Origin of the sequence: Gottfriedia sp. NPDC057991, assembly GCF_042886615.1 — a bacterium.
GTDB lineage: Bacteria > Bacillota > Bacilli > Bacillales > Bacillaceae_G > Gottfriedia.
In genome coordinates this window covers 420,094-434,193 of the sequence record NZ_JBHVQN010000003.1, presented here as the reverse complement: position 1 = coordinate 434,193, position 14,100 = coordinate 420,094, and the positions used below count along the sequence as shown (strand labels likewise).

The 14,100-nt window shown below is 34.2% G+C and carries 11 protein-coding genes and 1 other annotated feature; of the genes, 10 read left to right on the top strand and 1 reads right to left on the bottom strand.

The window, feature by feature from the left end:
- The 5 genes from nuoN (at position 1) to spoIID (ending at position 5,319) form a co-directional block, all read left to right on the top strand.
- On the top strand, positions 1 to 1,497 hold the full coding sequence (nuoN, locus tag ACFVR2_RS13505) for an NADH-quinone oxidoreductase subunit NuoN (RefSeq protein WP_387362451.1): 1,497 nt from the start codon (positions 1 to 3) through the stop codon (positions 1,495 to 1,497).
- 157 nt (positions 1,498 to 1,654) lie between these two features.
- Entirely contained in the window at positions 1,655 to 1,891 is a 237-nt protein-coding gene (locus ACFVR2_RS13500; protein ID WP_025568971.1) for a DUF1146 family protein, read from the top strand.
- 80 nt (positions 1,892 to 1,971) lie between these two features.
- On the top strand, positions 1,972 to 2,691 hold the full coding sequence (locus ACFVR2_RS13495) for a YwmB family TATA-box binding protein (RefSeq protein WP_387362449.1): 720 nt from the start codon (positions 1,972 to 1,974) through the stop codon (positions 2,689 to 2,691).
- A gap of 32 nt (positions 2,692 to 2,723) precedes the next feature.
- Entirely contained in the window at positions 2,724 to 4,028 is a 1,305-nt protein-coding gene (murA, locus tag ACFVR2_RS13490; RefSeq protein WP_387362447.1) for a UDP-N-acetylglucosamine 1-carboxyvinyltransferase, read from the top strand.
- Positions 4,029 to 4,305: 277 nt separating this feature from the next.
- On the top strand, positions 4,306 to 5,319 hold the full coding sequence (gene spoIID, locus ACFVR2_RS13485) for a stage II sporulation protein D (protein ID WP_387362445.1): 1,014 nt from the start codon (positions 4,306 to 4,308) through the stop codon (positions 5,317 to 5,319).
- A gap of 288 nt (positions 5,320 to 5,607) precedes the next feature.
- Here spoIID and ACFVR2_RS13480 read toward each other — a convergent pair whose 3' ends face one another.
- The gene (locus tag ACFVR2_RS13480) at positions 5,608 to 7,227 is read right to left on the bottom strand and encodes a peptide ABC transporter substrate-binding protein (RefSeq protein ID WP_387362443.1); all 1,620 of its coding nucleotides are present in this window, start codon (positions 7,225 to 7,227) and stop codon (positions 5,608 to 5,610) included.
- Positions 7,228 to 7,279: 52 nt separating this feature from the next.
- Positions 7,280 to 7,575 (bottom strand) — a binding site (T-box leader).
- A 333-nt stretch (positions 7,576 to 7,908) separates the two neighbouring features.
- On the opposite strand from ACFVR2_RS13480, the gene spoIIQ reads away from it, so the two are divergent.
- The 5 genes from spoIIQ (at position 7,909) to ACFVR2_RS13455 (ending at position 14,098) form a co-directional block, all read left to right on the top strand.
- Positions 7,909 to 8,703: a stage II sporulation protein SpoIIQ gene (gene spoIIQ / locus ACFVR2_RS13475; RefSeq protein ID WP_387362441.1), complete on the top strand. Its 795-nt coding sequence runs from the start codon at positions 7,909 to 7,911 to the stop codon at positions 8,701 to 8,703.
- A gap of 279 nt (positions 8,704 to 8,982) precedes the next feature.
- The gene (gene spoIIID / locus ACFVR2_RS13470) at positions 8,983 to 9,252 is read left to right on the top strand and encodes a sporulation transcriptional regulator SpoIIID (protein ID WP_025569002.1); all 270 of its coding nucleotides are present in this window, start codon (positions 8,983 to 8,985) and stop codon (positions 9,250 to 9,252) included.
- A 157-nt stretch (positions 9,253 to 9,409) separates the two neighbouring features.
- Positions 9,410 to 10,411 (top strand): rod shape-determining protein, encoded by a 1,002-nt coding sequence (mreB, locus tag ACFVR2_RS13465; RefSeq protein ID WP_025569003.1) that lies wholly within the window; start codon positions 9,410 to 9,412, stop codon positions 10,409 to 10,411.
- 570 nt (positions 10,412 to 10,981) lie between these two features.
- Complete coding sequence (locus ACFVR2_RS13460; protein WP_387362439.1) at positions 10,982 to 12,313, top strand: UDP-glucose dehydrogenase family protein; 1,332 nt, start codon at positions 10,982 to 10,984, stop codon at positions 12,311 to 12,313.
- A gap of 261 nt (positions 12,314 to 12,574) precedes the next feature.
- The gene (locus ACFVR2_RS13455; RefSeq protein ID WP_387362437.1) at positions 12,575 to 14,098 is read left to right on the top strand and encodes a spore germination protein; all 1,524 of its coding nucleotides are present in this window, start codon (positions 12,575 to 12,577) and stop codon (positions 14,096 to 14,098) included.
- The last annotated feature ends 2 nt before the right edge of the window (positions 14,099 to 14,100 follow it).

Genomic DNA, 14,100 nt, shown 5'->3' with positions numbered 1-14,100 from the left:
ATGACTTGGAAAGCATTATCTGAATTTCAATGGGGAACAATGGGTCCTGAGATCATTCTAGTAGTTGCTGCGCTTCTTCTATTAACTCTTGAACTCTTATTACCTAAAAATGTGAGTCGTAAAATAGTCGGTTGGATTGGCTTGTTAAGTGTAGTTGGATCGCTTGTATGGTTAATCACACTTTATTCACATAAACCAATAAGTCTATTAGCGGGATCGTTTAAATTTGATTCGTTTGGGTTTTTATTTAAACTGATTTTATTAATTGGAGCAATCTTAGTTTTACTAGTTGCACTAGGAGATAAAACAATCGCAGAGCGCTCAGAATACTACACATTGTTTATTACTGCATTAATTGGAGCAATGTATATGGCTTCAAGTAGTGATTTAATTACCTTATTTGTTGGATTAGAACTACTTTCGATTTCATCTTATATTCTAGTTGGAATTCAAAAGAGAAGAGAAGGCTCTTCTGAGGCCGCACTTAAGTATGTAATTAACGGTGGTATTTCAACCGCAATAACATTATTCGGATTAAGCTATACTTATGGCTTAACAGGTACAACAAACATTACTGAAATGAATTTGGCACTTCAACAAGGAATACCAAGCAGTAATGAATTTCTAATGATCCTAGCATTTGTACTAGTATTTGTTGGATTATCATTTAAACTTGCATCTGTTCCGTTCCATATGTGGGCTCCAGATGTATATGAAGGTGCTCCAACACCTGTAACAGCATTCTTAGCAACAGTTTCAAAAACAGGTGGGTTTATTATCGTACTTCGCATCTTCTTAGCAATTTTCACTGGTGCATTATTGATGAAAGAACAAAAATCTGTCTTTGAAGTAATGCAACCAGTTGTTGCCACATTGGCCGCGTTATCGATGATTATAGGTAATACAATTGCTTTAAAACAAAACAGTCTAAAGCGCATACTTGCATACTCAGGGATTGCACACGGAGGTTATGTTCTAGTTGCATTTGTAAGTATTTCACCATTCATGTTTGAGGGGATCTGGTTCTACTTATTAGCTTATACATTCATGACAATCGGTCTTTTGACAATTGTCTACAATGTACAACAACAAAGGGGATCTGATTCATTATCATCATTTGCAGGGCTAATTAAAACGAATCCATTTTTAGCGATTACAATGACAATATTTGTTTTATCACTAGCAGGTATTCCATTAACTGCAGGGTTTATCGGAAAGTTAAACATTTTCTTGGGAGCTTTCGTCCAAGTTAAAGGATATTATGTATTAGGTGGAATTCTACTTTTAACTACAGTAGTATCTTATTTTTACTATTTCGGCATCCTTCAAAATATTTTCTTTAGAAGTGGTGAAGAGCGTAAAATTGTACTTCCTAAGACACATGTATTCGTTGTATTGGTTTGTGCTGTCTTAACAATTGTATTAGGTATTAAACCATCTTTAGCATTAGATGTATTTCATAAGCTAGACATTGTGAAAGACTTCTTTATGGCGTAAAATATATTTAAATTAAAAGTGTAGGATGATTCCTACACTTTTTAATTTGTAGAGAAAGTATAATATTTGATTTTCAAACTGTTTGAAATTGCATGGACTAAGAACAGCAGTCTGAAATTTTTATCTATAAAAATCGAGCGAAAAGAGGACGTTAAAAATGGAAGCTTTAGTTGGGACAGAAGCGTTATTAGCAATAATTGTCCATTTATTTTTCATTATTTTAACTTGGTGGGCTTTAACAGCAATTAAGTGGGAGAGTATTATGAAAAAAGGTCATGTCGCCCAAATTCGACTTTTTATGGTGCTATTGACGATTACAATTTCTTCTGCTGTAAGTAGTTTTTTCTTAGACTATCTACAATATACAAAAAACATTACATATTTATTGAAATAATTTGTCAAAAAGTATGTTACGATGTATCGTATAAACCCCTCTCTACCTGTGAAAAATGGAAGTAAGAGAGGGGTTTATTTATGAAAAAAACTGTGTACTTATTTTTAATTACTATTACTTTTGCTTCTGCACTATTTTATAATTGGGGTAAAATCGGTATGGCTGACACAGGTGTAGGCCAATTGAATCGTTTTGCAGACGTATTAAATAAAAAAGACATTTCGGTTACAAGTTGGAATTTATACGCAAGAGAAGCTAAAATGAATACTTCGGTGTCCAAAATAGTCGGTAAATATAAAGCGGATTTTAAAAATTTTAAGTGGACGAAAACTGATAATGGTAATAAAATAATTGGTACATTTAACCATAATTTGGTCACAGAAAGAATCGTTGTTACATCTACTGGCAATAACAGTAGCTATGTAATTTATGAACTTAGTGGGACTAAATGGGACCAGCAGGCTGAAAAAGAAACAAATAAGCTTATTAAGAATTCACTGGAAAATATTTTTAGTAAAGAACCTACTTTTTTTACTTGTATAAAGGGGACAATGGGTGGTAAACTTGAAGGTGTTTTGCAGGGTATAAAAAATGATTTTTTGGGGACTTTTAAAGCAACAAAAATTGAAGAAATAAAAGAAGGGGCATTCGTCTCTGTTTCAGCATATACTGAACAGTGGAATGACGCTCTGGTTGCAAATGGCAAAAAAATTAATTTACAAATTGCAATACGTGAAAACAATGTTGATAAATCAACGACAATTATTATTGGCACACCGATTATAACAGTAGAATATTGATAGATCTATTTTAGGACACGGAGGGGAAAAGTTTGGATAAAATCATTGTCCGTGGCGGGAAACAGCTTCAAGGCACAGTTCGTGTAGAGGGTGCAAAAAATGCTGTCTTACCAGTTCTTGCTGCAGCGCTACTAGCTAGTGAAGGAAAAAATATAATTCATGACGTACCAACTCTATCTGACGTTTACACGATTAACGAAGTTCTTCGTAATTTAAATACAGAGGTTGGGTTCAAAAATAATACAGTAACAGTTGACGCTTCAAAGGATTTACATGTTGAAGCACCATTTGAATATGTTCGTAAAATGCGAGCATCTATTCTTGTAATGGGGCCACTTTTAGCAAGAAATGGTCATGCACGTGTAGCGTTACCAGGTGGATGTGCGATTGGATCTAGACCAATTGAACAACACTTAAAAGGATTTGAAGCAATGGGGGCTCAAATTACGGTTGGTAATGGTTTTGTAGAAGCAAAATCAAACGGTCGTTTAAAAGGGGCAAAAATCTATTTAGATTTCCCAAGCGTAGGAGCAACAGAAAATATTATGTCTGCAGCAGCACTTGCAGAAGGAACAACAATTCTTGAAAATGCTGCAAAAGAACCTGAAATTGTTGACTTAGCAAACTTCATTAATGCAATGGGTGGTAAAGTTCGTGGTGCTGGAACAGGCACTATTCGAATTGAAGGTGTACCAACATTATTTGGTACAACTCATCACATTATTCCAGACCGTATTGAAGCTGGAACATTTATGGTAGCAGCAGCGATTACGAATGGTAACGTATTAATTGAAAATGCAGTTCCAGAGCACTTAAGCTCAGTTGTAGCGAAAATGCGTGAAATGGGAGTAACAATTATCGAAGAGGAAGAAGGACTTCGTGTAATTGGTACAGACAATTTAAAACCTGTAGACATCAAAACAATGCCTCACCCAGGCTTCCCAACAGATATGCAATCACAAATGATGGCACTTCTATTAAAAGCTAATGGAACAGGCATGATTACTGAAACAGTCTTCGAAAATCGTTTTATGCACGTGGAAGAATTCCGTCGCATGAATTCAAATATTAAAATTGAAGGTCGATCAACTATTATTCATGGACCAAATGATCTTCAAGGAGCAGAAGTAGCTGCTACGGATTTACGTGCTGCTGCATCACTTATTCTTGCTGGTCTAGTTGTTGATGGTTATACTCGTGTTACTGAATTAAAACATTTAGATCGTGGTTATGTAAATTTCCATGAAAAGCTTGCTGCACTTGGAGCGGACATTGAACGTGTAAACGAACCAAGCACAGCTGTAGAGGAAGAAACACTAAAAGATTTACAAGCGTAAACTAAAAACTCATTCAAATGCCTGGCACTTTGTGTTACCCCACATAGAGTCGGGCATTTTTGCATTTTCATGCAACTTTCTACTATCAGTTATAGACAGAAACCTTATAAAATATTCTAAAAATAATAAAAAATAATACAATTTGTTTAAAGAATCTAATATGAAATCAATCTATATTTGTTCTAAATGCTTGTCCATATACATAAATTATCTTTAGAAAGGGCAATTAGTTGAAAATTGTCATTTAAAGTTGTTTTGAAATGGATAGGAGGAAAATATGAAGTCATTTAAAACATTAATCACTGCAGGATTAACTACTTGCTCAGTCGTTATTATTATCCCTACATTGCTTGTTCTACCATTTCATAGCCATACAGATGGTAGATTGGTTGATCAGCTACAGAAAAAAGCAAACCAGGTCGCAGCAGCGAACAAAAATGACAATCTAAGTATTGAAGTTTTTAGAACAAAAACACAAAAAGTTGAAAAGCTACCAATTGAGGAATACGTATTAGGAGTAGTCGCATCAGAAATGCCAGCAAAATTTGAAACAGAAGCACTAAAAGCACAAAGTTTAAGTGCAAGAACATTTATCATCAAACGATTGAAAGAAGGTAAACCACTTGATGAAGGTGGAATTGTCGATGATTCAGTTAATTTTCAAGTCTTTCAGGATCGCGACGACCTCAAGAAAAGATATGGTGCTGAATACGATAAAAATATAGCCAAAATTGAAAAAGCTGTAAAAGCTACTGAAGGACAAATATTAACTTACAATGGACAACCTATAACTGCTTCATTCTTCTCTACAAGCAATGGATACACAGAAAACTCCGAGGAATATTGGAAAAATAGTGTACCATATTTGAAAAGTGTACCGAGTCCATGGGATTCCGTAGCTCCAGACTATATCTCAACAAAAGCATTTACAATAAGTGATTTCGAAAAAAAACTTAATGTAAAAATTAATAAGTCAGACATAGGGAAAGTCACGTCGAGAACAAAAGGTAAACGTGTAGAACAAGTGACGTTTGGTAAAAAAACTCTCTCAGGCAAAGAAATTAGAGAAAAACTAAACCTACGTTCAACAGATTTTTCATGGGAGCGTAAAGGGAATGAAATTATCATTACAACAAAAGGTTTTGGCCATGGAGTAGGTATGAGTCAATACGGAGCAAACGAGCTTGCTAAGCAAGGAAAAACATACGATGAGATTGTTAAGTATTATTATAAGGGAATCGACATAAAGAAGCTTAGTAAGAAGGATTATGATGTATTGGAGAAGCTTTGAGAAAGGTACATTAAGACAGACCACATAAAGGTCTGTTTTTTTGTATAAACGCTAAGATCGTTTTTTTTATGAAAAGAAGAAAATAACTTAAAAAACACTCTAAATCGAACTAGAATTCGTCCATTTAGAGTGTTTTTTGATTAATAGAGTATTTACTTTGGGAAATCAAGAAGTTTAATTACAGGGATTCTAGTGTTATTTAAATTACTTTGGTTCAATTTCAGTTAAGAAAGTCAGTTCCTTACGTTACATAAGATTACTCTACAACTCTACTTCTTGTCTCGGCTCTTACTGCTTTTGAGCATATTTATAATAAAAATATCCAACAAATGGACGTACTTTTATGTTTTTTACATTTGATTTTTGCAAGTACACATATCCAGCTTGGTAAACTGGAGCAATCGCAGCATCATCTAGTAAAAGGTCTTCAGCATTATGAAGGAGCTGAGTACGTTCTGATTCGTTTTGTAAGCTGATTGTATTTGCTTTTTGTACAAATTCGTCATATTGAGCGTTTTTATAATTTAATACATTTAAAGCTGATTTAGATGTAAATAGCTCTAAATAAGTCGTTGGATCTGGATAATCTGCACCCCATGTATCTAGAGAGAGATCATAGTTTCCTTGCTGACGCAATTCGAATTTTTGTTGTGCAGGTTGTACGACAATATTAACTGTTAGACCTTTTAAATTTGTTTCTAATTGTGATTTTAAATATTCACCGATTTTACGCGATGTATTATTATCACTTACTAATAGTGAAATTGTAGCTTTTGATTTACCACTCTCAGATAAAGCTTCTTTAAATAGTGATTTAGCCTTTTCTAAACTTACTGTAGAAGGATGAGATGTTGAGCTAACAAAGTCCACACCTTTAGAGTTTTTTACTAAACCTTTAGGAATAATTCGATCAGTAGGAATAGAACCATCGTTTAATAGGGTTGTACTAATGTCCTCTTTATTAAAGCCATTTGCGATTGCCTTACGCACTTTTAGATTTGCTAAAAATGGATTTTTTTGATTAAAGCTGATGTAAGAGATAATTGGCATAGCTAATTTGTTTAATTCTTTATTCCCTTTATAACGATCGATAACATTAGAATCAATAATCGCTTGGTCAAGTTCACCAGTTTCATAGAGATTAACCGCAGTTGTTGTTTCTTTCATGATTTTAACGTCAATTTTATTTACATGAACATTCTTTTTATCATAGTATTGTGGATTTTTTTTCATTGTGAATCCAGCTTCATGATCCCATTTACTTACAACATAAGGACCATTATATAAAGTTGTATTTGCCTCTAAACCATATTTGCTACCTTGCTCCTTAACGAATTTTTCATTTAACGGGAAGAACATTGGTAAACTAGTCAGTTGAATGAAATATGGAATAGGGCGTTCAAGTTTAATTTGTAATGTTTTATCGTCTAGTGCAGTTACCCCGAGTTTATCCACAGATAACTTTCCTTGGTTAATTTCTTTCGCATTTTCTATATCATATAAATCGTATGCAAACTGAGCTTTAGTATTTGGATCAACTGCGCGTTTCATTGCAAAAACAAAATCTTTTGCTGTTACTGGATCTCCATTTGAATAGTTAGCATCTCTTAAAGTAAATGTATAAATCTTACCATCCGTACTAACTTTATGTGATAAAGCAGCAGCGGGAACGTATTCTCCTTTTTCATTTGGCATATAGAGACCTTCCATTACGCTATTAAGTGCGTTTAATGATGGTCCATCTAAAGCTAGTGAACTATCAAGACTTACAATATCTGAAGTATCCATTAAATGTAGCGTGTGATCATTTGATTTCGAAGCTGTCTGATTTGATTGTTGTCCACAGCCTGCTAGTGCCAATGTGAGTAATAAAGTAATTGATACGAATTTTTTCTTAGTAAATATCATTTTATTTTTTCTCTCCTTATTTTTGGGTACAAAAAAAGAGTCCCCGCCTTATAAAAAGGACGAGGACTCCCGTGGTGCCACCTTAATTAGCCTAAAACCGTTTAGACTCACTTTGCAGTATCAAAACAAATGAATTGAACTACCTTGTGACAAAAAGCAGTATCGAAACATGAGTTTGAATACCTGTCTCTTTTATCGGTGAGACGTCCGCCAAAGCCTACTGCATAAATAAATGGTTCGGTTTGGGTGCTCAGAAGCCCATTCAAAAATATGTCCGTACTGACTTGCACCAACCGTCAGCTCTCTGAAACTTTCATATAATCTACTCTTCTTCATCATCGCAAAAAATATATAATGACTGAAATAATTTTTAAGTTTAAGTTTTTAATACATCGTACAAGCTTGTAGTGTGATTATATTTTGTAAAATAGAAAAATGCAAGAAAAATATTTTATTAACTTCATAATGAGAATTATTAACTTATCCACAAATATTGTGTATAAATACTGTGGGATTGTGGATAAATCGCTTTCATTTGTTAATATTTTTCTAGTTTTTTGTGGATTAATGTGAATTAGTTTGAAATTGTGTGGAAAAATAAGAATTTTGTCGAACTAAAATTTTCTAAATTGCGTATATAATTCCAGAAATCTGTTGACAATGATTGCAGAGGTGATAAGGATGAGAGAGGAACAAAACAAAAAAACTTCTCAAAAAGTTATTAAAATGTTAAGAAAGCGTTGGGTAGTCCCAGCAATTTATTTAGTGAGTGCGGCAGTAATTTTGACAGGTGCGTTATGGTATCAATACAGTAATGCTCCAACTCCAACAAAAACTGGAACTACAGTTGATACGAGAGAGCCTGAAGCAATTCCAGCTTCACAGCCAGAAGAAAAATTAACTTACCCAGTTTCAAAGGATGCAACAGTTCAAGTTAAAAGTCATTATTATGATGACACTGCTTCAAAAGATGAGCAACAAGCATCATTAATTCAAATGGATAATAATACTTTCACGATCAATACTGGTATGGATTTAGTTGATAAAGGTGGAAAAGAATTTGATGTAACTGCAGCTCTTAGTGGTACTGTTACAAAGGCTCAAAAAGATGCTGAGCTAGGATATGTAGTTGTAGTAGAAAGTGGTAACGGATTAGTTTCATATTACCAAAGCTTAAAATCTGTAAGTGTTGAACCAGGAACAAAAGTTTCACAAGGACAAGTTCTTGGTGTAGCTGGAACAGGTTTAATTGGTAAAGAAAATGGCATTCATGTTCATTATGAATTACGTAAAGATGGTGTAGCAATTAATCCAGAGAAATACCAAGGACAAGATGTTTCATCAATTATTAGTTCTGAAAATTCTAAAAGCGAAACAAAAGAATCTAATACAATGAATACTTCTGGTAATGTATCAGATGACAAAAAAGAAGGTTCTTCTAATACCGATTCAGATGGAAATAAAATTCAACAATAATAATTAAACAATTCACAAAGTGCCTAACACGTGGGAATCATACCCCATATGTGTTGGGCACTTGTTTTTTTCTGATAATTGTGCATAGTTAGACACCTTTGCTAATACAATGTTATAAACCCATCAAAGAGGTGTTTGAGGTGAGGAATCGTGGATTTTCTACCTAGTCAAAATAAATGTACCTCAGCAGGTCAGTCAGAGCAGGAAAAAGAGCAGCTTAGTCAGTCAAAACGAGTCTCATTTCACGCTTCTCACATCCATTTAGAGGAGGAGAGTAGTGTGCACGATTACATCAAAGAGAGAACGATCAAGATTGGGAAATATATCGTGGAGACGAAGAAAACAGTACGCGTAATAGCTAAAGAGTTTGGAGTGTCAAAAAGTACAGTACACAAAGATTTAACAGAACGTCTACCGGAAATCAATCCAGATTTGGCAAATGAAGTAAAAGAAATTTTGGATTATCACAAATCAATTCGTCACTTACGCGGTGGAGAGGCTACTAAGCAAAAGTATCAAAAAGAAGACGTTGAGAAAGTAACTAAGTAGGGTTTCTGAGCCTTGAAAACAAAATTAGAAATATTTAACCTCCTGTTCACAAATATTAATTACTAAAAGTAGTTCTTTATGGTAAAATTATATTTTGGTATGGAACGTATTCGGGGAACTGCTCATGAGTATAGTGAATAAGGAGGAGCCAAAAGGAATGTTTTCTAAGGATATCGGAATAGATCTTGGTACAGCCAATGTCTTAATACATGTTAAAGGTAAGGGAATCGTATTAAACGAACCTTCTGTAGTTGCAATAGAGCGTAGTAGCGGTAAAGTTTTAGCAGTAGGGGAAGAAGCAAGCCGCATGGTAGGTCGTACACCTGGTAATATCGTAGCAATTCGTCCACTTAAAGACGGTGTAATTGCTGACTTTGATATTACTGAGGCAATGCTACGTCATTTTATAAATAAATTAGATGTAAAGGGATTCATGTCAAAGCCGCGTATTTTGATTTGTTGTCCAACAAACATCACATCTGTTGAACAAAAAGCAATTCGTGAAGCTGCTGAAAAGAGCGGCGGTAAACAAGTTTATCTTGAAGAAGAGCCAAAGGTTGCTGCAATCGGTGCTGGAATGGATATATTCCAACCAAGTGGTAACATGGTAATTGATATTGGCGGTGGGACAACCGATGTCGCAGTCTTATCGATGGGAGATATCGTCACCGCCTCTTCAATTAAAATGGCAGGGGACAAGTTTGATATGGAGATTCTAAACTATATCAAGCGTGAATACAAACTGCTAATTGGAGAGCGTACTGCAGAGCAAATTAAAATTGAAGTAGGTACTGTTTTCCCTGGTGCAAGAAATGAATCAATCGATATCCGTGGCCGTGATATGGTAACTGGATTACCTCGTACAATTACTGTACAATCTGATGAAATTCAAAGAGCATTAAGCGAACCAGTTTACTTAATCGTACAAGCTGCAAAAACAGTATTAGAGCGTACACCACCTGAATTATCAGCTGATATTATTGATCGTGGCGTTATTCTAACTGGTGGCGGAGCATTACTTCATGGAATAGATATTTTACTTGCTGAAGAATTAAAAGTACCTGTTTTCATTGCTGAAGATCCAATGCAATGTGTTGCAGTAGGTACTGGAATTATGTTAGAAAACATTGATAAGATTCCAAGTCGCTATTTAAAATAAAAATCTCAAGCTTTGTAGCTTGACTACACACTGAAATCTCAAGCATAGAGCTTGGGATTTTTTTGTTTGGAATTTATTAGGAGCAGTTATCTTTGTAAGAAAAGTGTTTAGGTTTTGTAAAATTAAGATGAACAAGAAGGTAGTCAAAGTTGGAAAAGAGAAAAGGAAAGTATCAAAGTTTAAAAGGCTCCATTTAAAGTTTAAATTAAGTAATTGTAAAACGAGGATTATCTAGGTAACCAGTACATATGATTTATTACTTAAAACTCTGCCAATTTAAAAATTATGTGAAACCGCTCTTCTAGCTTAATTTCGGATTTGATCCTAAAGAAAATAGGAAAAGGAGTGATGGGTAGAGTTTTAATTTAACCGGTGTAAATGTTGAACGAACTTTAAGAAAGTAGAGATTTTATTATTACTTATCTCTTTTAAAAAGCAGTAGACCTATTGAAATCAAAACTGAATTTGCAATTAAATAGTAAATTTTAAAACTTAAATTATTCTGCACTTTAGGCATTGAGAAAGAGTTCTTTATCTTTACTGATTAATTGTATAGGATGGGGATGAACCATGACACATATAGTTGTTGCTGGTACGGGATATGTTGGTCTTACTACAGGAGTTTCATTTGCTACAGTTGGTTACAATGTAACGTGTGTTGACATTGATGTTGAAAAAATTGAATTACTACAAAAAGGAATTTGCCCTATTTTTGAACCGGGTTTGAAAGAATCTTTATTAGAAAATGTTTTCCTTAATAAAATTGAGTTTACAACAAATTACAAAGCAGCTTATAGCCAGGCAGATATCATATTCATTGCAGTCGGAACACCAGAACTTCCAGATGGAACAGCAAATTTGCAATATTTAAAAGCTGTTGCGAAAGAGATCGCAATTCATGCTAAAAAAAATCTAACAGTTGTCATTAAAAGCACTGTTCCAGTCGGAACGAATGAGGCTGTTAAAAAGATCGTGTTGGAAAATGCCCCTCGACATTTAACGATTGAAATAGTATCAAATCCTGAATTTTTAAGGGAAGGTTCTGCGCTATACGATCTATTTAATAGTGATCGAATTGTCATTGGTTCCGAAAGTCAAAATGCAACGTATTTAATAAAGGAATTATATAAACCTTTTAATACGCCTATTTATACAACAGATGCAAGAAGTGCGGAAATGATTAAGTATGCTTCTAATGCTTTTTTAGCTACTAAAATAAGTTTTATTAACGAAATTGCCATGATCTGTGAAAAATTGGATGCTGATGTTGATCATGTTGCTCATGGTATTGGGCTAGACCATAGAATCGGTTCAAAGTTTTTAAAAGCTGGGATTGGATTTGGAGGGTCTTGTTTCCCAAAAGATACGACTGCTTTAGTAAAAGAAGCTGAGCTAGTAGGTATAGACTTAAAATTATTAAAATCCGTTATTACAATTAATAATCAACAGAAAATAAAACTATTCGAATTAACAAAATCCCTTTTTGGAAATTTAAAAAATAAAGAAATTGCAATTCTAGGAGCTAGCTTTAAACCAAATACAAATGATATTCGACATGCACCATCTATCGATTTAATTAATCAGTTCATAAGAGAAGGTACCAAAATTACAGTATATGATCCATATGCCTTACCTGAATTAAGAAAAGTATTCGGAGATTCCATAAATTATTCGGTTAATGTAAAGGATGCTATTCATGAGAAAGAGGCCACATTTATTTTGACTGAATGGAGAGAAATTGTAGAAACTGACCTCCAATTGTATGTGGAGCTAATGAAGGTTCCGTTAGTAATTGATGGACGTAATTGTTTTGAATTAACTAAAATGCAAAAGAAGAACATCCACTATTACTCAATCGGTCGAAAGCCAGTGAATCCAATCCCACAGCTTATTAATAAATAATTAGACTCATATGAATGGAAATTCTGTGAATCTTTCATAGGATTTTGACCCTAAGTTGTGAGGATAAGAAACGCCACCGCGAAGACCGGGGACCATGGGGGGAAAATAAACGATTCTTATAATACAAGTGAAATGGGATGTCTCTATGAGACAGCCTTTTTTTGTGTGCAAAATAAATTACTTAGAAAACAATACATTAAATGAAATATTTTGGAAAAAGTATAAGGATAATAAGCCATGATTATGGGGTGGTGGAAAAAAGTGTTTAACTACAAAGAAACCAATAGTGCAGCTACAAATAAAAAAATTCCATTTCAAAATAATATATCGCGTTCTTTAAGTAAGGACATTTTAGAGAATATAAAAAGAATAAAAGATGATTTTGGAGATAGCTCTGACCTTGTGATCCGACATGAAACACTTGGGGAAGGTATGCAGTATTCTTTTGCAGTCATTCATATTGACGGAATATCAAATGAGAAATTAGTGAATGATGGAATCATTAATAAAATCGTTCAAATTAATACAGAAAAAGAAACAACGCTGTCATTGACAGATTTAGAGAATGGCTTAAAAAGTGTTATCGCAGTTTCAAGTTTAAAATCACAATCAAGCTATACAAATCTCCTATCAGCATTACTAATTGGAGATACCGTTGTTCTTTTAGATCATGATAGTAATTTCTTAGTTGCATGTACAAAAATGGTGCAATCTAGAAGTATATCAGAGCCTTCAACGCAAACTGTAATCAGAGGACCAAAGGATAGCTTTACAGAAAGCTTACGTACAAATACTTCTCTAATTCGTAATAGAATTCAACACCCAGCGTTGCGGATCGAGTCAATGAAAATAGGAGAAGTAACGAGAACTGATGTAGAAATAATGTATATAAAAGGAGTTGTAGATGAAGAGTTATTAAGGGAAGTAAAACACCGTTTAGAAGCTATTAATGCAGATGAAATCTTAGAATCCAGCTATATTGAAAACTATATTCAAAACGACCAAAAGACCATTTTTCCTACAATGATTAACACGGAGAGACCTGATGCTGTAGTAGGTAACTTACTGGAAGGACGTGTTGCAATTTTTGTAGCTGGTACACCATTTGTCTTAATTTTACCAGCTACATTTACGCAGTTTTTTCAATCTCCAGAGGATTATTATCAAAGCTCATACATAGGCACTTTTATAAGATTGCTACGTTATATGTCCTTTTGGACCGCCTTATTTGCACCTGGAATTTTCATTGCAATTACATCATTTCATCAGGCTGTAGTTCCAACGGTTTTATTAGTAAGCTTAGCTGCCCAACGTGAAGGTGTGCCTTTGCCAGCAATTGTTGAGGCTCTTGGTATGGAACTAATTTTTGAAGTATTACGTGAAGCTGGAATTCGAATGCCAAGAGCGGTTGGGCAGGCGCTTTCAATTGTTGGAGCCTTAATCTTGGGGCAAGCAGCTGTACAAGCAGGATTTGTATCTGCGTCAATGGTAATCATCGTATCGATTACTGCGATTGCTAGCTTTACGATCCCTTATTATAATATGTCAATTGCCGCAAGGATTCTTAGGTTTATATTATTATTGGCAGCAGCTTATATTGGTTTATTCGGAATGTTGATTGGGGGTTTAATTATATTAATACATATGTGTAGCTTACGATCTTTTGGAGAACCATATTTTGCACCATTTGCACCATTCCGTATAAAAAGTCAAAAAGATACTATTTTAGTTGTACCTAGTCAAGGAAACACAAAAACCGTTAAAGAACAAAGATCTGGAGAATAAGT